The sequence below is a fragment of the Salinicola sp. MH3R3-1 genome, from assembly GCF_001937155.1.
GTDB lineage: Bacteria > Pseudomonadota > Gammaproteobacteria > Pseudomonadales > Halomonadaceae > Salinicola > Salinicola halophyticus.
In genome coordinates, this window is record NZ_MSDP01000005.1 from 191,534 (window position 1) to 211,280 (window position 19,747).

The 19,747-nt window shown below is 63.1% G+C and carries 20 protein-coding genes; 18 read left to right on the forward strand and 2 right to left on the reverse strand.

Going from position 1 to position 19,747, the window contains the following annotated elements; translation table 11 throughout:
* Positions 1 to 24 precede the first annotated feature (24 nt).
* The gene (sppA, locus tag BTW08_RS04300; RefSeq protein WP_075561285.1) at positions 25 to 1,098 is read left to right on the forward strand and encodes a signal peptide peptidase SppA; all 1,074 of its coding nucleotides are present in this window, start codon (positions 25 to 27) and stop codon (positions 1,096 to 1,098) included.
* Here sppA and BTW08_RS04305 read toward each other — a convergent pair.
* Positions 1,086 to 1,694, reverse strand: coding sequence for a Maf family protein (locus BTW08_RS04305; protein ID WP_075561286.1), 609 nt, complete (start codon positions 1,692 to 1,694; stop codon positions 1,086 to 1,088). The two genes, sppA and BTW08_RS04305, sit on opposite strands and share 13 nt — an antisense overlap.
* A 291-nt stretch (positions 1,695 to 1,985) precedes the next feature.
* Here BTW08_RS04305 and BTW08_RS04310 point away from each other — a divergent pair, with 291 nt between their 5' ends.
* The 15 genes from BTW08_RS04310 (at position 1,986) to BTW08_RS04380 (ending at position 15,738) form a co-directional block, all read left to right on the forward strand.
* The gene (locus tag BTW08_RS04310) at positions 1,986 to 2,513 is read left to right on the forward strand and encodes a YceD family protein (protein ID WP_075561287.1); all 528 of its coding nucleotides are present in this window, start codon (positions 1,986 to 1,988) and stop codon (positions 2,511 to 2,513) included.
* A gap of 31 nt (positions 2,514 to 2,544) precedes the next feature.
* On the forward strand, positions 2,545 to 2,715 hold the full coding sequence (rpmF, locus tag BTW08_RS04315; protein WP_075561288.1) for a 50S ribosomal protein L32: 171 nt from the start codon (positions 2,545 to 2,547) through the stop codon (positions 2,713 to 2,715).
* 26 nt (positions 2,716 to 2,741) lie between these two features.
* A complete protein-coding gene (gene plsX / locus BTW08_RS04320; RefSeq protein WP_075561289.1) occupies positions 2,742 to 3,860 on the forward strand; it encodes a phosphate acyltransferase PlsX in 1,119 nt (372 codons plus the stop codon).
* Positions 3,861 to 3,865: 5 nt separating this feature from the next.
* Complete coding sequence (fabD, locus tag BTW08_RS04325; RefSeq protein WP_075561290.1) at positions 3,866 to 4,834, forward strand: ACP S-malonyltransferase; 969 nt, start codon at positions 3,866 to 3,868, stop codon at positions 4,832 to 4,834.
* Between the two features lies 1 nt (position 4,835).
* Entirely contained in the window at positions 4,836 to 5,579 is a 744-nt protein-coding gene (fabG, locus tag BTW08_RS04330; RefSeq protein ID WP_139313573.1) for a 3-oxoacyl-ACP reductase FabG, read from the forward strand.
* Positions 5,580 to 5,675: 96 nt separating this feature from the next.
* Positions 5,676 to 5,909, forward strand: a complete 234-nt coding sequence (gene acpP, locus BTW08_RS04335) for an acyl carrier protein (protein ID WP_075561292.1) — start codon at positions 5,676 to 5,678, stop codon at positions 5,907 to 5,909.
* A 468-nt stretch (positions 5,910 to 6,377) separates the two neighbouring features.
* The gene (gene fabF / locus BTW08_RS04340) at positions 6,378 to 7,616 is read left to right on the forward strand and encodes a beta-ketoacyl-ACP synthase II (RefSeq protein ID WP_075561293.1); all 1,239 of its coding nucleotides are present in this window, start codon (positions 6,378 to 6,380) and stop codon (positions 7,614 to 7,616) included.
* Positions 7,617 to 7,622: 6 nt separating this feature from the next.
* On the forward strand, positions 7,623 to 8,429 hold the full coding sequence (gene pabC / locus BTW08_RS04345; protein WP_075561294.1) for an aminodeoxychorismate lyase: 807 nt from the start codon (positions 7,623 to 7,625) through the stop codon (positions 8,427 to 8,429).
* Between the two features lie 57 nt (positions 8,430 to 8,486).
* Positions 8,487 to 9,491 (forward strand): endolytic transglycosylase MltG, encoded by a 1,005-nt coding sequence (mltG, locus tag BTW08_RS04350; protein ID WP_075561295.1) that lies wholly within the window; start codon positions 8,487 to 8,489, stop codon positions 9,489 to 9,491.
* A gap of 54 nt (positions 9,492 to 9,545) precedes the next feature.
* Positions 9,546 to 10,202, forward strand: a complete 657-nt coding sequence (gene tmk / locus BTW08_RS04355; protein WP_075561296.1) for a dTMP kinase — start codon at positions 9,546 to 9,548, stop codon at positions 10,200 to 10,202.
* A complete protein-coding gene (locus BTW08_RS04360) occupies positions 10,193 to 11,176 on the forward strand; it encodes a DNA polymerase III subunit delta' (RefSeq protein WP_075561297.1) in 984 nt (327 codons plus the stop codon). Before tmk ends, BTW08_RS04360 begins: the two co-directional genes overlap by 10 nt.
* Positions 11,177 to 11,238: 62 nt before the next feature.
* A complete protein-coding gene (locus tag BTW08_RS04365; RefSeq protein ID WP_075561298.1) occupies positions 11,239 to 12,060 on the forward strand; it encodes a TatD family hydrolase in 822 nt (273 codons plus the stop codon).
* 43 nt (positions 12,061 to 12,103) lie between these two features.
* Positions 12,104 to 12,637, forward strand: coding sequence for a DUF1285 domain-containing protein (locus tag BTW08_RS04370; protein WP_075561299.1), 534 nt, complete (start codon positions 12,104 to 12,106; stop codon positions 12,635 to 12,637).
* Positions 12,634 to 14,916, forward strand: coding sequence for an ATP-dependent helicase (locus BTW08_RS04375; RefSeq protein ID WP_246837636.1), 2,283 nt, complete (start codon positions 12,634 to 12,636; stop codon positions 14,914 to 14,916). Before BTW08_RS04370 ends, BTW08_RS04375 begins: the two co-directional genes overlap by 4 nt.
* A 3-nt stretch (positions 14,917 to 14,919) precedes the next feature.
* Positions 14,920 to 15,738, forward strand: a complete 819-nt coding sequence (locus BTW08_RS04380) for a sulfurtransferase (protein WP_075561300.1) — start codon at positions 14,920 to 14,922, stop codon at positions 15,736 to 15,738.
* Between the two features lie 38 nt (positions 15,739 to 15,776).
* On the opposite strand, the gene BTW08_RS04385 is transcribed toward BTW08_RS04380, so the two are convergent.
* Positions 15,777 to 17,447, reverse strand: coding sequence for an electron transfer flavoprotein-ubiquinone oxidoreductase (locus tag BTW08_RS04385; RefSeq protein ID WP_075561329.1), 1,671 nt, complete (start codon positions 17,445 to 17,447; stop codon positions 15,777 to 15,779).
* Between the two features lie 432 nt (positions 17,448 to 17,879).
* Between BTW08_RS04385 and BTW08_RS04390 the strand changes: the two genes are divergently transcribed.
* Both BTW08_RS04390 and BTW08_RS04395 read left to right on the forward strand, forming a co-directional pair.
* Entirely contained in the window at positions 17,880 to 18,641 is a 762-nt protein-coding gene (locus BTW08_RS04390; protein WP_075561301.1) for an electron transfer flavoprotein subunit beta/FixA family protein, read from the forward strand.
* A 14-nt stretch (positions 18,642 to 18,655) separates the two neighbouring features.
* Positions 18,656 to 19,582, forward strand: a complete 927-nt coding sequence (locus BTW08_RS04395; protein WP_075561302.1) for an FAD-binding protein — start codon at positions 18,656 to 18,658, stop codon at positions 19,580 to 19,582.
* The last annotated feature ends 165 nt before the right edge of the window (positions 19,583 to 19,747 follow it).

A 19,747-nucleotide genomic window follows, 5' to 3' on the forward strand; every position in this document is an offset into this window, starting at 1 on the left:
TTGAAAATCAGCAAGGAGAGGGTGGTGAGCGACGATAGACGCGATGACTGGACCCGAGGGCCTGAGCTGACACGGGAAAACGCCGAGCGGCAAAAGGCGGCGCACTCTGGTGACGGCGAATCAATCGGTGCTGATAGCGATCCCGATACGGTGCGCTTGGCTGAAGTGCGGATGATGGATCGTTGGATCGGCGGGGTGCTGGCCGAGCAGCGGCGTTCCCGGCGCTGGAAAATTTTCTTCCGCCTGCTGTTCGCACTGCTCGTGATTGCCGGGCTCTGCCTTAGCGCCTATACCCTGTTCCTGGCCCAGGGCGACGGGATGTCGGCCGGCAAGCGCCATCTTGGCGTCGTCGATGTCAGCGGGCCCATCGATGCGAACGGTCAGGCCAACGCCGAGCGCATCATCGAAGGCCTGCAGCAGGCGTGGCAGGATCCGGGCGCGGATGCAGTGGTGCTGCATATCAATAGCCCCGGAGGCAGTCCGGTGCAGTCGCAGCGTGTCTACGACGAGATTCGCTATCTGCAAGAGCAGGGCGACAAGCCGATTCTGGCGGTGATCGAGGATATCGGTGCCAGCGGCGCCTACTATATGGCGTCGGCGGCAGACCGCATCTACGCCTCGCCGGCGAGTCTGGTCGGATCCATCGGCGTCATCAGTGCGGGCTTCGGCCTGGAGGGCGCGATCGACAAGGTCGGCGTGAAGCGACGTGTTTTCACGGCAGGCGAGAACAAGGCGTTCATGGATCCGTTCTCCGAGATTCCCCCGTCGCAGCGGGCGTTCTGGCAGTCGGTCCTGAATACCACGCATCGCCAGTTCATCGATGCGGTCAAGGCCGGGCGCGGAGATCGTCTCAGCGACGATCCCGAGCTGTTTTCCGGGCTGATCTGGACCGGCGAGCAGGCGAAGTCGCTGGGCCTGATCGATGACATCAGCAATCTCGAGCAGCTGTCGAGAGCGCGTCTCGGGGAAGTGAGTCTCAGAGATTACACGCCGTCGCTGGATCCCTGGTCGCTGGTCTCCAACAAGCTCACCAGCGCGGCGGCCCACTGGCTGGGACTGAGTAGCCCCGCATCGCCGGTGCGCTATCAGCTACCTTGACCGTTTCCCTGATGGGTTGCCAACGGATTCATGCCTGCCTCTCTCAGTAGCTCGCACAGCTTGATGAGAGGTAGGCCGATCAGGGTGTTGGGATCATCGCCTTCGAAACGTTCGAACAGGGCAATGCCCAGGCCCTCCATGCGAAAGCTTCCCGAGCTGTCGTAGGGGCGGTCGCGCGATACGTAGCTCTCGATCTCGGCGTCGCTCAGTTCCCGGAATCGAACGTGATAAGTCTCGTGAACGACCCGATGGCGCCCCGCCCCGGTGTCGATCAGCGCAAGGCCGGTCATGAAGCTTACCCGGTGGCCCGAGAATCGGCGCAGGTTGGCGCAGGCGGTCTCGAAGTCGCCGGGTTTGCCCAGGATGTCGCCGTCGAACAGCGCCAGCTGGTCGGAGCCGATGACGAGATGATCGGGATAGTCTGCAGACACCGCCTGCGCTTTTGAGAGCGCGAGGCGGTGAGCCAGAGTGACGGCGTCTTCTCCCTCGCGTCGGCTCTCGTCGATCTCGGGGGCGGCCCATTGGTAGGGAATTTCCAGGCGATCCAGCAGCTGTCGCCGGTAGCGGGAGCTTGAGGCAAGTACCAGTCGAGACATGGACATCCTTATCTTGTCGGTCAGTGAAAGCCGGTCTTTTCGGGCAGTGACGCCGGCAGTTCGAGTACGGTATGTGGCATGGCCCGTGTGAGACTCGAGTCAGAACCCGTCGGAGCCTGGCCCGATGCCGGTTCGAGCCGGGGTTCTTGAACATGGCCCTGAGCCTGGTTTTCGAGCTCGGCTTTTGAGCCTGAATTTAAACACGGGTTTTAAGCCTGCCTTTTAAACAATAGGATAGCGCGATCCAAGCGCTTTGACAGGGACCCGGCAAATCCCTATGATGTCGCGCCTATGTTGACCAGACGACTTCCCCCGACCGTCGAGCCCTACCGGGCAGCGGCAAACCAAGAAACCATCGAGGGTCTCGTTGACCTCGAGAAATTGACGCGCCTGAAAGACGAGATTGGGCCGCAGCAGGGCAGTGCAATCGTCAAGCTGCAGTTCGATGTCGATACGCAGCGTCGTCATCTCATCGATGGGGAGCTGGAGGCGGATCTCATGGTCCCTTGCAGGCGCTGCCTGCAGCCCATGCCGGTGTCCGTTACGAGCCACTTCAAGCTCGCGGTCGTCAGCGATGACGCCTTGGCGGCGGAAGTGCCCAGCGACTATGAGCCGGTGCTGGTCAACAACGAACAGCTGGACCTGCTGGGGGCGGTGGAGGATGAGTTGATTCTCGGCCTGCCCCAAGTGGTCTATCACGATGAAGCCGATTGCGCGGTTTCTCGTGAGCAGATGAGCAGCGGTGACGCTTCGATCGAAAAAGCGGCCCGCCCTGACAATCCCTTCGACGTCCTCAAGTCGTTGAAGGGAAAAATTTGAACCTGAAAGACATTGACGTTGGAGTCATATCATGGCCGTTCAAAAAAACCGTAAGACCCGTTCCAAGCGTGGCATGCGTCGCGCTCACGATGCCCTGACCTCACCGGCTCTGTCCAAGGATCCGGAAACCGGTACTACGCACCTTCGTCACCACGTGGCGCCGGACGGTTATTACCGTGGCCGCAAGGTCGTCGAAGTTTAACGAAACCTCAGGCGTTTCGTCAGGCAGTGCGCATCGCCATCGATGCCATGGGCGGGGACTTCGGTCCCCGCGCCACTATTGGCGGATTGCTGTTGGCGCTGGCCCGTCATCCCGAGCTGGAGCCGCTGGTCTTCGGGCCGCGAGAAGAGCTCGAAACGCTGATCGGGGAGCTGGCTCGTGCCCCGCAGGAAGCTGCCAGCGTCAAGCGCATCACGATCGTCGACGCGCCACGGGTGGTGCTGCAATCCACTCCGCCCATGGAAGTTTACGAGGATCCGACGGCAACCAGCCTCTACGGCATGCTGGAAGCGGTGCGCGAGCAGCGGGCTGTCGCCGGCATTACCTGCGGCAATACCGGCGCGCTGGTCGCGCTGGCTCGGCGTGAGCTGGGCAGTGTTCCGGGTATCTCGCGCCCGGCGATCAGTTCGGCAGTGCCGACCCGCAAGGGTGGGCGCTGCTATCTGCTCGATCTCGGTGCCAGCGTCGACGTCCATGCCCGGCATCTGGTCGATTTCGCCCACATGGGGGCGCTGATGGCGCGTGTGGTCGATGGCGTGGCGGTGCCGCGCGTCGCGCTGCTCAACATGGGTGTCGAGGCGAACAAGGGTGTCGCTCGCGTGCGCGAGGCGGATGCTCTGTTGAGAGCGCGGGGCAGTAGCGACTTCGAATATATCGGCTATCTCGAAGGAGATGGAATCTTCTCCGGGCAGGCCGATGTCGTCGTCTGCGACGGCTTCGTCGGTAACGCCGTGCTCAAGGCAAGCGAGGGGGTGGCTCAGATGCTGCTCAAGCGGTTGCAGGCGAACTTCGACTCTCACTGGTCGACGCGTCTGGTCACGATGCTGGCACGACCCGCGCTGATGCGTTTCAAGGCGCAGCTCGACCCCGTGCGTCATAATGGCGCGAGCCTGCTCGGGCTCAATCGTATCGTGGTCAAAAGCCACGGCAACGCCGGGGCGCAGGCTTTTGCCTTTGCCATCGATCGCGCAGTGCGTGAAGTGGAAGTCGGGCTGCCGGAGCATTTTCGCGCTGCATGGTCTCAGGACGCAGCGACGCCCGTTATCTCGTCGACCGTCAGCGACGGCCGAGTGGATAGCGGGTCTCGTGATTCGACGAGATCCGACGATTCATCACTTCAAGGGTGAGCGCGATGACGCAATCACTGGCTTTGGTCTTTCCGGGGCAGGGCTCGCAGCAGATCGGCATGCTGCGAGAGCTGGCCGAACGTTACAGTGTCGTACGCACGACCTTCGATGAAGCATCGGAGGCATTGGGCTACGACCTCTGGCATGTCGTCCAGGAAGGACCCGAAGAAGAGCTCAACTCGACGGCTTGTACGCAACCTGCGCTGCTGACTTCGAGCGTCGCGATCTGGCGTGTCTGGCAGGAGCTCGAGGGGCCTCGCCCTGGCATGATGGCGGGGCACAGCCTGGGCGAGTACAGCGCGATGGTCTGTTCCGGCGCACTCGGCTTTGCCGAAGGCGTGCGACTGGTTCGCCTGCGTGGCGAAGCGATGCAGCAGGCGGTGCCGGCCGGCGTCGGGGCGATGGCGGCGATTCTGGGGCTGGACGATGCCACGGTCGAAATGGCCTGTCGCGACGCCGCTCAGTCGGAAGTGGTCTCTGCGGTCAATTACAACTCTCCCGGGCAAGTCGTGATCGCAGGCAACCAGCGCGCCGTCGATCGCGCCATTGCCCTTTGCCAGGAAGCGGGAGCCAAACGGGCTCTGCCGTTGCCGGTCTCGGTGCCGTCTCACTGCGCACTGATGCAGCCTGCCGCCGAGCGGGTCGATGCCGCCATGGCAGAGCTTGAGTTCAAGCTGCCGCGTTACGCTGTCTACCAAAACGTCAACGCAAAGGTTGCCGAGACCACTGAGGTGCTGCAGCAGCGACTGGTCGAGCAGCTTTACCAGCCGGTCCGCTGGACCGACTGCGTCAACGCGATGTTCGAGGATGGCGCCTCCGTCTTCATCGAGTGCGGGCCGGGGAAAGTGCTGACCGGCTTGAACAAACGCATTCAGCGTCAGGCGAGAGGGATCGCGGTCAACGATCCCGATACCTTGTCTTCGGCGCTCGAGCTGGCGCGTGATGCGCTGGACGTCCAAGAGCCCAAGGGGTGAAATCATGACCGAACGTAGAGTGGCGCTGGTCACCGGAGCGAGCCGGGGTATCGGCCGTGCCGTGGCGCGCGAGTTGGGGCGTCAGGGGCGCATCGTCGTGGCCACGGCCACCAGCGAAGCCGGCGCTGCCAGAATCGACGACGATCTCAAGGCCGAGGGTATCGAAGGGTTGGGTCTGGCGCTGGACGTGACCGATCAGAACAGTGTCGATGCGGTGTTCAAGCGTATTACCGATGCCTTCGGTGCGCCGACCATTCTGGTCAACAACGCCGGCATTACCCGCGACAATCTCTTGATGCGGATGAAGGAAGACGAGTGGGACGCGGTACTCGATACCAATCTCAAGTCGGTCTATCGTGTCTCCAAGGCTGGCCTCAAGGGGATGACGCGAGCTCGCTTCGGCCGTATCGTCAATGTCAGCTCCGTCGTCGCGATGATGGGGAATCTGGGACAGGTCAACTATGCTGCTGCCAAGGCGGGTATGGAAGGCTTCACCCGGGCCCTAGCACGCGAAGTGTCGTCGCGGGCGATCACGGTCAATGCCGTGGCGCCGGGCTTCATCGATACGGATATGACGCAGTCTCTACCGGAAGCGCAGCGTGATGCGCTTCTGAAACAGATTCCGTTGGCGCGACTGGGCCAGCCGGAGGAGATCGCCGCCGCGATTGCTTTTCTCGCCAGCGATGCAGCCGGGTATATTACCGGGGAAACGCTGCAGGTTAACGGTGGCATGAACATGCGGTAATCCTCCCGCGACGCGGGTTGCGTCGTCTGGGGGCGGTCTATAAACTACCCGCAGCTTTTTAGCTGGCGGATTCGTACCACTAGGAGTAACGACATAATGAGCACCATCGAAGAGCGCGTGAAGAAGGTTGTTGCCGAACGCCTGAACGTCAAGGAAGAGGACATCCAGAACTCCTCATCCTTCACCGAAGACCTCGGCGCGGATTCGCTGGATACCGTCGAACTGGTGATGGCGCTCGAAGAGGAATTCGACACCGAAATTCCCGACGAAGAAGCTGAAAAGATCACGACCGTTCAGGAAGCGATCGATTACATCGTCTCTCATCAGTAAGCCTGTCGTCTCCCGCTGAGGCGAGAGAAGCCAAGCTGCTAGATAGTATCGATGACAGTATCGATGTTCGGAAAGCCGCTCTCAATGAGAGCGGCTTTCTGCATTCTGAATGACCCACACGGGAAGCGCTGTCATGAAACGGGATATGAAACGGGAGTGCTCCACCCGGTGGTCAGGCATCGTGGCCGGAAGGCCCGGGTGGAAGGCCGGCCAGGATAGAAGGCTTGGCGGCGGCTTGGCGATGAGTTGGTGTTCCAAATCAGGGTGGCGGAAATTGAAGGGCTCGAGTGCCCGCGAGGTGTCATGCCAAAGTCCCGGCTTACGACGCCCATCTCTCGGGTTGTTCAGGTATAATTCGCGCCAGTCGGGCCGAGGTCGAGGTGGCAATCCGGCGGGACGATGACAGTCGAAGGATCGTCCTTCATGAGCCGCGCCTAAATGGCCATCAGGAAGTTCGGAGGAGATTAGATGCCGCGCAGAAGAGTGGTGGTGACCGGAATGGGGCTGGTAACGCCAGTCGGCAACACGGTCGAGGAGAGCTGGAAAAGCCTTCTTTCAGGGACGAGTGGCATCACGCCGATCGAGCATTTCGACACGACCGGTTTCAATACGCGGTTCGGTGGTGCGATCAAGAATTTCGATATCGGCGAGTATCTCAATCCCAAGGATGCTCGCAAGATGGACCTGTTCATTCAGTACGGAGTGGCCGCGGCCACGCAGGCGTTGCGTCATTCCGGAATCGAATGTACCGAGGCCAACGCCCATCGCATCGGGGTTGCCATCGGCTCGGGTATCGGTGGTCTTCCGATGATCGAGCGTAACCACGACTCTCTGCGCAAGGGCGGCGCGCGCCGGATCTCGCCGTTTTTTGTGCCGGGGTCGATCATCAACATGATCTCCGGCAGCCTGGCCATTCAGCATGGCTTCAAGGGCCCGAACATCGCCATCACGACTGCCTGTACGACGGGCACGCACAACATCGGCTACAGCGCTCGCACGATCGCCTATGGTGATGCCGACGTGATGTTCTGCGGCGGAGCCGAAATGGCGACCACGCCGCTGGGTCTTGGCGGATTCTCGGCTGCCAGAGCGCTTTCCACCCGCAACGACGATCCGCAGGCCGCTAGCCGTCCCTGGGATCGCGATCGCGACGGCTTCGTGCTGTCCGACGGGGCCGGGGTGATGGTGCTCGAGGAGTACGAACATGCCAAACGCCGTGGCGCGACCATTCATGCGGAGCTGACCGGCTTCGGCATGAGCGATGACGCCTTCCACATGACCTCGCCGCCGGAAGATGGCAGCGGCGCGGCGGCGGCGATGGCCAACGCGATTCGCGACGCCGGCATCGATTCCTCGGCCATCGATTACATCAATGCGCATGGCACCTCCACCTCGGCTGGCGACGTGGCGGAAAGTCGTGCGGTCGAGCAGGTCATGGGGGATCGCGCTCGTCAGGTGGCGGTCAGTTCGACCAAGTCGATGGTTGGGCACCTGTTGGGGGCTGCCGGTGCCGTCGAGGCGATCTTCTGCGTGCTGGCGATTCGCGATCAGGTCGCGCCGCCGACCATCAATCTCGACAACCCGGATGAGAACTGCGTGCTGGATTACGTGCCCCACACCGCACGCGATATGCCGATTCGCACGACACTGTCGAACTCCTTCGGGTTCGGCGGGACCAATGGTTCACTGATCTTTACTCAGGTCTAGTCGGCGATGCGCGACGCAACACTGCCGATCGACGATCGCGGTCTGGCCTATGGCGACGGTCTGTTCGAAACGGTACTGGTTCGGGATGGACAGCCGTTGCTGTGGGACTACCACATGGCGCGTCTCGAGCGGGGGATCGATCGGCTGGCCTTGCCGCGGCCGGACTTCGCCGCGTTCCATGCGCTACCGGCGCAATGCGGGCCGGGTCTTCGGGTTCTCAAGCTGATATTGACGCGAGGTAGCGGTGGCCGGGGTTATCGCCCGCCTGAAGCGCCCGACCTGCGGTGGCGCTGGAAGGATTCGCCCTTCAAGCCGTCGCCCGGACGCTGGTTCGAAGGCGTCGCGGTACGCTGTTGCGAGCTTCGCCTGGGCATTCAGCCGCGGCTGGCCGGTATCAAGCATCTGGCCCGACTGGAAAACGTGCTGGCGCGACAGGAGTGGCAGGACGACGCGATCGCCGAAGGGTTGCTCTGTGATAGCCAGGGCCATCTGGTCGAAGCCACGGCGATGAATCTGGTCTGGCGTCGGGCGGGGCGGCTCGAGACACCGTTGCTCGATCGTTGCGGTGTCGACGGTACGCTGTTGAGCGCGCTGGACGAGGTCGTCGATCTCGATCGGGTACGCGTCGGGCTCGATACCTTGCTGACGGCTGACGCCGCTTGGCTGATCAACAGCGTTCAGGGCGTGTGGCCCATTCGCCGGCTCGATGATAGCGCCGGCAACGCGCTCAAGCAGTGGTCGCTCGAATCGAACGATACTTTCCGTCACGCTGCCCATCGGCAGTTGGGTTATCCGCTGAACCCCGGCGATTGACGCCCGTATCATGCCCAAAAGTCGCCTCTGCGCGGCTTCCGGCGATTAAGGAACAACATGCGTGTCCTCAAAATTCTGATCGTGCTGCTGGTGGTGGCGACGATTGCGGTCTTTGGCGGGTTTCACTACTGGCAGAAACAGCTCGATGCACCGATCGCGATCGACCAATCGACGATCTACGAGGTGCCTCGCGGCGCCGCTTACACCCAGGTCGTGCATGACCTCGCGAGCCGCGGCATCATCGATGCGGCGTGGCCCTATCAGCTGCTCGCGCGCATCGCGCCCCAGGCTACCCAGGGGTTACGTGCCGGGGAGTTCGAACTCGAGCCAGGGATGAACGGCCGTCAGCTCATCGCCCATCTCTCCAGCGATCAGGTCGTGACCTATCGGCTGACGATTCCGGAAGGCTGGACCTTCAAGCAGATGCGCCGCCTGCTGGATCAGGCACCCAAGCTCGATCACCGTACCCAGGACATGAGTGACGACGAGGTGATGGCGGCGCTGGGACATGCAAAGACTCACCCCGAAGGCCAGTTCTTTCCCGACACCTATCGCTATCACAAGGGGGTGACGGATACCGAGATTCTTCGCCGCGCCTACGATCGTATGCAGCAGACCCTGGCCAGCGTCTGGGACGAGCGCGATGAGGGTCTGCCCATCGACTCACCCTACCAGGCGCTGATTCTCGCCTCGCTAATCGAACGGGAAACCGGCGTACCCGACGAGCGCGAAGAGATCGCCGGCGTGTTCGTGCGCCGCCTACAGAAGGGGATGCGGCTGCAGACCGATCCTACTGTCATCTACGGCATGGGTGACAGCTACATCGGCAACATCACTCGCGCCGATCTTCAGCGCCAGAACGCCTACAATACCTACGTCATCGAAGGCCTACCGCCGACGCCGATCGCGATGCCGGGGTTGGGCTCGTTGAAAGCGGCCGTTCACCCGGCAGAGGGCGATTCGCTCTATTTCGTGGCGAAAGGCGATGGCTCGCACCAGTTTTCCAGGACGCTTCAGGAGCACAATGCTGCCGTCCGCCGTTACATTCTGAATCGCGATTGAGATCGCGGCGCCAGCAGATCCACGACCCCGACCACAGCGACGAGACGACAGCGCATGAGTGCAGGCGATATCGAACAGCGGAGCGGCCGCTTCATCACGTTGGAAGGCGGCGAGGGCGTCGGCAAGACGACCAACGTCACCTTCGTCTGTGACTGGCTGACGGCGCGAGGGATCGAGGTGGTGCGTACCCGCGAGCCCGGCGGCACGCCCGGCGCCGAAGCGATCCGCGAACTGCTGCTGGACCCGACGCGTGAAGAGGCCTGGAGCGACGACGCCGAGCTGCTGCTGGTCTTCGCGGCTCGCGCCCAGCATCTCGCCGAGCGTATCCGCCCGGCGCTCGACCGGGGCGCCTGGGTCGTCTGTGATCGTTTCACTGACGCCACTTTTGCCTACCAGGGCGGGGGCCGCGGGGTGGATCTCGAGCGCATTCGCACCCTGGAAACACTGGTCCAGAACGGCTTGCAGCCCGATCTCACGCTGCTGCTCGATGTTCCACTGAGCGTCGCCGCGCAGCGTGTGGCAGGACGTGGCGCGCAGCTGGACCGTTTCGAGCGCGAGCGGGATACGTTCTTCGAAGCCGTGCGCGCTACCTATCGGTCGCGGGCCGAAGCCGACGCGCGCTTCGCGATTATCGACGCCTCGCCCTCGTTGGAGCGCGTCCAGTGCGCCATCGCACAGTCTCTGGAACAGAGGGTGGCGCCATGGCTATGACGCCACTGCCGTGGCAGCACGATCGCTGGCGTAAGCTGATCGAGCTCCAGGATAGCGGTCGTCTCCCGCATGCCTTGCTGCTGTCGGGGCCGCGCGGTATTGGCAAGCAGCCGCTGGTCGAGGCGTTGATCGCACGCACCCTGTGCCGGGCGCCGGGCGACGTCGCCTGCGGCGAATGTCACGGTTGCCGGATGCTGGGAGCGGGCTATCATCCCGACCTTCTCAGCGTGGGGCTGGTGGAAAAATCCCGTCAGATACGCGTCGATGCGATTCGCAAGGTCAACGGTTTCGTCGCCCAGACGGCGCAGCAAGGCGGCTATCGCGTGATCCGGATCGAACCGGCCGAGGCGATGAATGTCGCCGCCTCGAACGCGCTGCTGAAAAGCCTAGAGGAGCCGGGCGAGCGGACCCTGTTCATTCTGGTCTCCGATACCCCCTCGCGGCTGTTGCCGACGATTCGCTCGCGCTGTCAGCACTGGAACCTGGTGGCGCCGCGGCCGGAGGAGGCCGAACCCTGGCTGCGAGATCGTCTGGGCGACGGCGGCGAAGCGCGTTTCTGGCTGCGTGTCGCCGGCGGCTTGCCGCTGCTGGCCGAAGAGCTGGCCGGCGCCGACGCTCGCCAGCTGCGCCAGGATATGCGCGAACTCTTCGATGCGCTGGTCCGCGGCGGGGAGCCTGTCGGTGAAGCCGCAAGGCTCGATGCGCAGTCACTCGATCGCATACTATGGTATGGCATCGGCTGGCTCGAAGATCTGATTCGCCTCGGCCTGTCGGGCGATCCGCAGCAGGTGCGCAACAGCGATTTGCTGCCGCTCTATCGTCAGGCGGCCAAGAACGCCCGGGTCCGCGACTGGTTCCGACTGCTCGATTACGCCCGCGAGCAGCGCCGTCTGGTGGCGGCCGGTGGCAATCCGAATCCGCAGCTGGTGCTCGAAGCCTGGCTGGTTCGGTGGTCGGCCCTGCTGCGATCCTGAGCGCGCCGACGTCGTCGATCTTGCCGCCGGCACCCTCGTCATTACCCACTCTGGAAATTTGCATGTTCGTCGATTCTCACTGCCATCTCGATCGCCTCGACCTGACGCCCTACGACGGCGACCTCGATCTGGCGCTGGAGGCCGCCCGGGCCCGCGGCGTCCATCGCTTTCTGGCGATCTCGACTTCGCTGGATGGCGCCCCGAACCTGGCCGAGATCGCGAGACGTCATGACGATGTCGATATCAGCATCGGTCTGCATCCGCTTCACGAGGTGGCTGTAGAATCCGGTGGAGTGGAGCCCGACAGCAAGACGATTCAGGAGTGCGCGGACCGTTACGGTGCGGTGGCCATCGGCGAGACCGGGCTCGACTTCCACTACGACAGCGTGCCGCGGGACGTTCAGCGTCGACGATTCGTTGCCCATCTGGAGGCCGCGCACGAACTCGAACTGCCGGTGGTCGTTCATACTCGCGAGGCACGGGACGAGACCCTGGCGCTGATCCGCGAATACATCGATCCCAAGGTGGGCGGCGTACTTCACTGCTTTACCGAGGATCTCGACATGGCGCGGGAGGCGGTGAGATCTGGGTTTTATATCTCGCTGTCGGGGATCGTGACGTTCGCCAGTGCCGAGGCGCTGCGAGACGTCGCACGCCAGGTGCCGCTGGACCGGCTGTTGATCGAGACCGATAGCCCGTTTCTCGCCCCCGTTCCCCATCGCGGCAAGCCCAACGAGCCGCAGTGGGTGGTCGAGGTCGCCGAATGCATCGCGCGGGAGCGGGGTATTACCGCCGACGAAGTGGCGATGCAGACCCGCGCCAACTTCTATCGGCTATTCTCCGCCACTGCGCCTGACGCTCAGCGTGACAATCCATTCGGGTGACGGAGTTTCATCCACGTGAAGACGTCATGATCCGGAGGCCACGATGAAACTCGATACACTGTTCCAGCAGTTCGACGGGCAAACCATACCGCCGCTCGAGCAGTGGGATCCGCCTTCGTGCGGCGACATGGATCTGGTGATCATGGCCAACGGTGACTGGGTGCACGAGGGCACGCCGATCCGGCGCCCGGCGCTGGTCAGCTTGCTGAGCCGCGTGCTTCGGCGCGAAGCCGACGGCGACTATTTCCTGGTGACGCCGGGGGAGAAGCTGCGCATCCGTGTCGAGGATCTACCGCTGCTGGTGACGGACGCCGACCCCGTGGGGGCGGACTGGATGGCGACAACCGCCTGTGGGGATCGTGTGGTGCTGGATGGCGCCCATCGATTGTCGCTGTCGCTGACACCGGGCGGGGAGTCCTTACCCGCGCTGCCCATTCGTCACGGGCTGCAGGCCCGCCTGCACCGCAATCTGTTCTATCGCTGGGTCGAAACCGCCGAGCAGGATGGCGACGAGATCGGGCTGTGGAGCGGTGGCATCTGGCACTGTCTCGGCCGCACCGACGACGTGACGCCATGAGCGATTCGATGAGCGCGGCGACTCCCGCCGCCGCACCCAACGACGAGTTGACGGCGGAACAGCGTGCGGTGATCGGCCATCTCGAGGGGCATGCCCGCGTGGCTGCCGTCGCCGGGGCCGGCAAGACCACGACCCTGGTCCGGCGCGTACTTCATCTGCTCGCCGGCGGTGAAAACCCGCGGCGCATTCTGGTATTGATGTTCAACCGTGCGGCGCGCGACGACTTTCGCGCCAAGCTGGCGCGGGAGGCGCCCGCGGGTGTCGCTTTACCGGAAGTGCGCACTTTTCACTCGATCGGCCATCGCTTGACCCAGAGCCTGACCCGCTGGGGCTATCTACCGCCGCGTCAACTGCTGCAGGCGGAATGGCAGCGGGAGCGTCTATTGCGTCAGGCGGTGATGCAGAGTCTGGAATCGACCGACAGCGAAACCCGCGAGGCGGCACTCGATGCGGACCGACTCGAGGCTTTCGGTCAGTTCTGTGATCTGGTCAAGGCCGAGGTCGCCACGCCGTCCGAGCTGTTCGAGAAGCTCGGCTACACCGGCAGCGAACGCCACTTCATCGATGCCTTCGATGTGGCCGAGTCGTTGCTGGAATCTGCCGGACAGATGACCTATGCGGATCTGCTCTATCGTCCGCTGCGATGTCTCGAGGCGCACGCGGAGGCGCGTCGCCGCGTCGAGGGATTTCTCGGCCACGTCATCGTCGATGAGTACCAGGACATCAATGAAGCCCAGCTGCGGCTGCTCAAGTTACTGTCCGGCGATGCGGCACAGGTGATGGCAGTCGGCGACGCCAATCAGTGCATCTATGAATGGCGGGGCGCGCGGCCCGACGCGATGCTGGCGCGCTTCGATGGTCTGTTCGGTCGGGCCAGCGAGTATCCGCTTTCTTACACGTTTCGCCACGGCCATGCCTTGGCGCTGGCGGCCAATCATGCCATTCGCGGCAATCGCCAGCGCTGGGATCAGCTCTGTCTGGCGGCGCCCGGCAATCCATTGACTCGATTACAGGCGGGCGCCGGGGCCGCCAAGCTGCTCGAGGCGCTGCAGCGCTGGCATGCCGATGGCCGGCGCAGTGACGAAGCCTGCGTACTGGTCCGCAGCTGGTCGTTGTCGGTCTCGGTGCAACTTCAGCTGCTGCGGGCCGGCATACCGTTCCGTCTCGCTCAGGAAGAGCGCTTCGTGTTCCGGCTGCCGTTGGTACAGGCGCTGGCGGGCTATCTCCAGCTGGCGCGTGAACCTCGGCGGCTACACGATCCGGGCCATCTGGTTCTGCTGTTCTCCCAGCCCACGACCTTCGTCGCCCAGGATCGCGTGCGCCGTCTGGTCGAGGAATTGGCCCGGACTCAGCAGTGGCCTGCTCGCGATGCGCCGGTGCTGGCGGGTCTCAAACCCGGCCAGCGTCGCCATCTCAAGCGGCGTTGGCAGCTGCTCTGCGAGCTTCCCAAGTTGGCGACGTGGCCGCCGGCCAAGCTGCTCGAGCATGTCGTCGATGCCATCGACGCCGAAAAGATCCTGCGGCGCTCGGCCGCACGGCGGGAGAAGGGCGACGACGACGTTCGACTGCTGGATGTGTTGATCGAACAGGCCGGCGAGTTGGCCAACGACCCCGAGGCGTTCATCGAGCTGCTGCGCAATCCGGTAGAGAACCGGCCGGATGGCGTGCTGATCAGTACCGTTCACGGTGCCAAGGGCCTCGAGTGGCCGCTGGTTGTCGTATGGGGGCTCAATGAAGAGGATTTTCCCCATTTCAGTCGCGACAATCCGCTCTCGCCGGAACGGCTGGAAGAGGAGCGACGGCTCTACTATGTCGCCATCACCCGCGCCCGGGAGCACTTGCTGCTGATCCATGACGGTGGCGATCATCGGCCGAGCCGCTTCCTCGAGGAGACCGCGCTGGAGGATTGCTCCCGCGTCGACCGGGCGATCCAGGCCGGTGCCGAAACCGCCGTCGCGGTGCGCGAGCCGGAGATGATCGGGACTTATCTGACGCGCATCGGCCTGGAGCGCGGCGGTCAGTGGGTGACACTCGAGGCCCGGGAGTCGCCGACGCCGACTCTCGACCCCGGCAGAGGCGCCGCCGTCGAGAGCGGCACCAACGCGTCGTGGCAGGTCGGAGATCGCTTGCAGCACGCAAACTTCGGCGAGGGCGAAATACTAGTGGTCGAGGGCAACGCCGCCAACCCGGTGATCGATGTGCGTTTCGAGACGGCCGGCCGGCGGCGTCTGATCGCGACCCGAGCGCCAGTGACCAAATTGTCCGGAAACGGGAGATGAACCATGAATGCATCCGTTCTTGTCACACCAGAAGCGCTGCGCGATAGCCTCGCCGGTGAGAGACCACCGCTGGTTCTGGACTGCCGCGTTTTTCGCGGCGATGAAAAGCCCGGAGATCGCCGCTACCTTCCTCAAAGTCTGTCTCTGGATCTCGAGCGAGATCTATCGGCGGATCCGGGCGAGGGTGGTCGACATCCGTTGCCTTCCCAGAGTGATTTCACGGCAACACTTCAAGCCTTGGGCGTCACGCCGGAGCGTCCGGTCGTTGTTTATGATGACAGTGGCGGGCAGCTGGCCGCCGCTCGGGCCTGGTGGATGATCGCTTGCTGGGCAGGTCATCCCGACGCTCATCTATTGGATGGCGGGCTTGCTGGCTGGCAAATGATTGGTGGCGAACTGGTGAAAGTCCCTGTCGAGCCCGCAAATCAGAGCCGCTGGACTCCGTCATTCAACGATGACGTGCTGGTTTCAGTAGAAGTGCTTTTAGAGCAGGGTGGCCAGTTGGTGGATGCCAGAGCCGCGACACGTTTTCGAGGGGACGAAGAGCCTTTGGATTCGATTGCGGGTCACATTCCGGGAGCCATGTGCCGTCCCTGCACGCAAAACCTTGAGACCTCCGGTCGTTTCAAGAGTCCTGGCCAGCTAGCCGACGAGCTTCCGAAAGGAGAGGCTCTGACGGCGTACTGTGGCTCGGGCGTTACCGCTTGCCACAACATCCTCTCCTACGCCGTCGCGGGTTTGCCGCTGCCTCGGCTTTATGCCGGTTCCTGGAGCGAGTGGATTCGCGACCCGGCACGGCCGATCGCGACCGGCGATGCCTGACACCGCCGGTCACGGAAGCGTGCGTTCGCTGTGACGGACTACATATTCGGGTAGTTGGGCCCGCCGCCACCCTCGGGTGCTACCCAGGTAATGTTCTGGGACGGATCCTTGATGTCGCAGGTCTTGCAGTGAATGCAGTTCTGGAAGTTGATCCGGAACTGCGGCTCGCCCGCTTCCTCGACCACTTCGTAGACCCCGACCGGGCAGTAACGCTGCGCGGGTTCCGCGTATTCCGGCAGATTCTTCGCGATCGGAATGGCCTGATCGCTCAGCTTCAGGTGGCAGGGCTGGTTCTCGTCGTGGTTGGTATTCGACAGAAAGACCGACGAGGGCTTGTCGAACGACAGCTTGCCGTCGGGTTTGGGGTAGTCGATCGGCGCCGACTCTGATGCCTTCTTCAACTGATGATCCGGTGTGGTATCGCGCTGTAGCGGTAGCTTGCCGCCGAGCCACTGATCGACGAAGTTGAATGCGCCGCCGCCCACGGTACCGAACTTGTGAATGGCCGGGCCGAAGCTGCGACTGGCCTGCAGTTCCTGCCACGCCCAGCTCGACTCCCAGGCGTTGGTGAAATCGCTGAGTTCCTTGCCGCCTTCATCACCGGCGGCGATTGCCGCGAATACCGTTTCGGCGGCGATCAGTCCCGACTTCATCGCGGTATGAATACCCTTGATCTTGGCGAAGTTGAGCGTGCCGGCATCGCAGCCCAACAGCAGGGCGCCGGGCATCGTCATCTTGGGCAGGCAGTTGGCGCCGCCCTTGGTGATCGCGCGTGCGCCGTAGGCGACGCGTTTCCCGCCCTCGAGATGACGCTTCAGCAGCGGATGGTGCTTCATGCGCTGGAATTCATCGAACGGCGAGAGATAAGGATTGCGGTACGCCAGGTCGACGATCAGTCCTACCATCACCTGCTGGTCATCGCCGTGATAGAGAAACCAGCCGCCGTGGCTGTCGCCGCCATGGTCCTTGTCATCCAGGGGCCAGCCGGAACCGTGCAGCACCAGCCCCGGCTCGTGCTGCTCGGCGGGGACGTCCCAGAGCTCCTTGAAGCCGATGGCGTAATGCTGGGGATCGCGACCCGCGTCGAGCTCGAAGCGTGAGATCAACTGTTTGCCGATATGCCCCCTCGCCCCCTCGCAGAACAGCGTGTACTTGGCGCGCAGCTCCATGCCGGGCATGTAATTGGCGGTTTCGCTGCCGTCGGCGGCGACGCCCATGTCTCCGGTGAGAATGCCGCGAACGACGCCCGCGTCATCGACGATCGCTTCCTGCGCGGCGAAGCCGGGGAAGATCTCGACGCCCAGCGCTTCGGCCTGCTCGCCCAGCCAGCGGCACAGGTTGCCGGCGCTGATGACGTAGTTTTGATCCCTGGCACCGGTCGAACCGGCGTGGCCGGTATTGTGCATCGACTTGGGCACCAGCGCATTGGGCAGTTTCTGCGCCTTGGCGGTGTCCTTCAGCAGGTAGAGCTCATCGCGCAGCACCGGCGTATTCAGCGGCGCGCCCCGCTCGGCCCAATCGGGGAATAGCTCGGTCAGGGCGCGCGGCTCGAATACGGCGCCGGATAGGATATGGGCCCCGACTTCCGAACCCTTCTCGACCACGCAGACCGAAAGCTCTTGCCCGGTCTCGTTAGCCTGCTGCATCAGACGACATGCCGCCGACAGACCGCTGGGGCCTGCACCCACGATCACGACGTCGAAATCCATGGATTCACGTTCCAAACCCGATCTCCTTGCTGGCTAGCGGGCGCTGGCGAATACGGTAGCCGTGCACGCCCGCTCGGTCTGTTTCGTCGACGGCTGCTGCCACCGTTTTTTATAGCCTAACGTCAGTCAGGTGCCTCATGTTATGCCTGAGTGCGCTTTTCTTATGCGAAGGTGCTGCTTCGGCAGTACCCCGTTGATGCGCTATCATCGCATTTTCGCCCGTCGATGTCCCCGGCGATGCACCATGCTGGAGCGGAAGACGGGCCCCGAGTTGACCTTGGCCGACGTCGACGTGATTCTATATGCGCCGACGTTTTTGCTGTCTGGCATCACGTCAAAAGGGTGGTCGTGACATATCGATCACCGACGTCGACCAGCGCCCGCCGGGTCGGTCTATCAATAGCCTGCGAGGACAACCATGCGAGGCCACTCATGAAAGTACTCGTCGCGGTCAAACGCGTCATCGATTACAACGTCAAGATCCGGGTCAAGGCGGATCACTCCGACGTCGATCTGACCAACGTCAAGATGGCCATGAATCCGTTCTGCGAAATCGCGGTGGAAGAGGCCGTTCGTCTGAAAGAGAAAGGCGTCGCCTCGGAAATCGTTGCCGTCACGGTGGGCCCCAAGGCCGCTCAGGAACAGCTGCGCACGGCGCTGGCGCTGGGTGCCGATCGCGCCATTCACGTCGAGACCGACGAACGTGTCGAGTCGTTGACGGTGGCCAAGCTGCTCAAGGGTGTGGTCGACGAAGAGAAGCCCGATCTGGTGATCCTGGGTAAGCAGGCGATCGATACCGACAACAACCAGACCGGCCAGATGCTGGCGGCGTTGACCGATATGGGGCAGGGCACCTTTGCCTCCGAGGTCGCTTTCGGCGAGGGCGTCGAAGCCGGTGAAGTTCGCGTCACTCGCGAGATCGACGGCGGCCTGCAGACCGTCGCGCTCAAGCTGCCTGCCGTGGTGACGACCGACCTGCGCCTGAACGAGCCGCGCTACGCCAAGCTGCCGGATATCATGAAGGCCAAGAAGAAGCCGCTGGAAACCAAGACACCGGAAGCGCTGGGTGTGGCCGTGTCTAGCGGGCTCACGCTGCTCAAGGTCGAGACGCCTGCCGAGCGCAAGGGCGGCGTCAAGGTAGGCTCCGTGGATGAGCTGATCGACAAACTCAAGAATGAAGCCAAAGTGCTTTGATAGGAGCTGATCGCATGAGCATTCTGGTTCTGGCCGAACACCACAACGGCCAACTGGCCGCCGGCACCGCGCATGTCGTCGGTGCCGCGCGAGCCATCGGTGGCGACATCGATCTTCTGGTCGCGGGTGAGAACGTTGGCGGTGTCGCGGAAGCTGCCGCCAGACTCGACGGCGTCGCCCGCGTGCGGGTGGCCGACAATCCGGCGTACGCCCACCAGCTGCCCGAGCCGCTGGCGGATTTGCTGGTCGCGCTGGCCGATGAATACAGCCACGTACTGGCCGCGGCTTCGACCGAGGGCAAGAACGTGCTGCCGCGATTGGCCGCGCTCAAGGATGTCTCGCAGATTTCCGAGATTCTGGGCGTCGAGAGCGCCGATACCTTCACGCGTCCGATTTACGCCGGCAACGCCATCGCCACGGTGCAGTCGAGCGATCCGCTCAAGGTGATCACCGTGCGCACCACGGCATTCGATGCGGTGAGCGAAGGAGGCGCAGCGTCCATCGAAGCGCTCGATTACATTGCCGACAGCGCGCGTTCGCGTTTTATCGGCGAAGAGCTTGCCCAGAGCGAGCGTCCGGAGCTGGGCGGTGCTCGAGTCGTGATTTCCGGCGGCCGTGGCATGGGTAATGGCGACAATTTCAAACTGCTCGACGGAATCGCCGACAAGCTGGGCGCTGCCGTCGGCGCGTCGCGGGCGGCGGTCGATGCCGGTTTCGTGCCCAACGATATGCAGGTCGGCCAGACCGGCAAGATCGTCGCTCCCGACCTCTACATTGCCGTGGGTATCAGCGGCGCGATTCAGCACCTGGCGGGGATGAAGGACTCCAAGGTGATCGTGGCGATCAACAAGGACGACGACGCGCCGATCTTCCAGGTCGCGGATTACGGTCTGGTGGGTGATCTGTTCGAGATCCTGCCCGAGCTGGAACAGAAGCTTTAGGGGCTGTTGCTGTTCGCGCCTGCAAGCCGCGTTCGACCCAACCGGTGCCTGAGGGCACCGGTTTTTTTATGGCGGTGTCTTTTTTAAGGCGGTGTCTTGTTGATGAGAGGCGTCGACCCGGCGACATGCTCGCCAGCGAAATCATGGGCGATAACGCCGAGAAAA

What these genes read in the sequence shown, in the direction of transcription:
- tmk (WP_075561296.1), top strand. Translation starts at nt 9,546, where the DNA reads ATGAGTGCAGGCGATATCGAACAGCGGAGCGGCCGCTTCATCACGTTG.
- BTW08_RS04390 (WP_075561301.1), top strand. Translation starts at nt 17,880, where the DNA reads ATGAAAGTACTCGTCGCGGTCAAACGCGTCATCGATTACAACGTCAAG.
- BTW08_RS04365 (WP_075561298.1), top strand. Translation starts at nt 11,239, where the DNA reads ATGTTCGTCGATTCTCACTGCCATCTCGATCGCCTCGACCTGACGCCC.
- rpmF (WP_075561288.1), top strand. Translation starts at nt 2,545, where the DNA reads ATGGCCGTTCAAAAAAACCGTAAGACCCGTTCCAAGCGTGGCATGCGT.
- BTW08_RS04395 (WP_075561302.1), top strand. Translation starts at nt 18,656, where the DNA reads ATGAGCATTCTGGTTCTGGCCGAACACCACAACGGCCAACTGGCCGCC.
- pabC (WP_075561294.1), top strand. Translation starts at nt 7,623, where the DNA reads ATGCGCGACGCAACACTGCCGATCGACGATCGCGGTCTGGCCTATGGC.
- BTW08_RS04375 (WP_246837636.1), top strand. Translation starts at nt 12,634, where the DNA reads ATGAGCGATTCGATGAGCGCGGCGACTCCCGCCGCCGCACCCAACGAC.
- mltG (WP_075561295.1), top strand. Translation starts at nt 8,487, where the DNA reads ATGCGTGTCCTCAAAATTCTGATCGTGCTGCTGGTGGTGGCGACGATT.
- acpP (WP_075561292.1), top strand. Translation starts at nt 5,676, where the DNA reads ATGAGCACCATCGAAGAGCGCGTGAAGAAGGTTGTTGCCGAACGCCTG.
- fabD (WP_075561290.1), top strand. Translation starts at nt 3,866, where the DNA reads ATGACGCAATCACTGGCTTTGGTCTTTCCGGGGCAGGGCTCGCAGCAG.
- BTW08_RS04380 (WP_075561300.1), top strand. Translation starts at nt 14,920, where the DNA reads ATGAATGCATCCGTTCTTGTCACACCAGAAGCGCTGCGCGATAGCCTC.
- BTW08_RS04310 (WP_075561287.1), top strand. Translation starts at nt 1,986, where the DNA reads ATGTTGACCAGACGACTTCCCCCGACCGTCGAGCCCTACCGGGCAGCG.
- BTW08_RS04305 (WP_075561286.1), bottom strand. Translation starts at nt 1,694, where the DNA reads ATGTCTCGACTGGTACTTGCCTCAAGCTCCCGCTACCGGCGACAGCTG.
- BTW08_RS04385 (WP_075561329.1), bottom strand. Translation starts at nt 17,447, where the DNA reads ATGGATTTCGACGTCGTGATCGTGGGTGCAGGCCCCAGCGGTCTGTCG.
- fabF (WP_075561293.1), top strand. Translation starts at nt 6,378, where the DNA reads ATGCCGCGCAGAAGAGTGGTGGTGACCGGAATGGGGCTGGTAACGCCA.
- BTW08_RS04370 (WP_075561299.1), top strand. Translation starts at nt 12,104, where the DNA reads ATGAAACTCGATACACTGTTCCAGCAGTTCGACGGGCAAACCATACCG.
- BTW08_RS04360 (WP_075561297.1), top strand. Translation starts at nt 10,193, where the DNA reads ATGGCTATGACGCCACTGCCGTGGCAGCACGATCGCTGGCGTAAGCTG.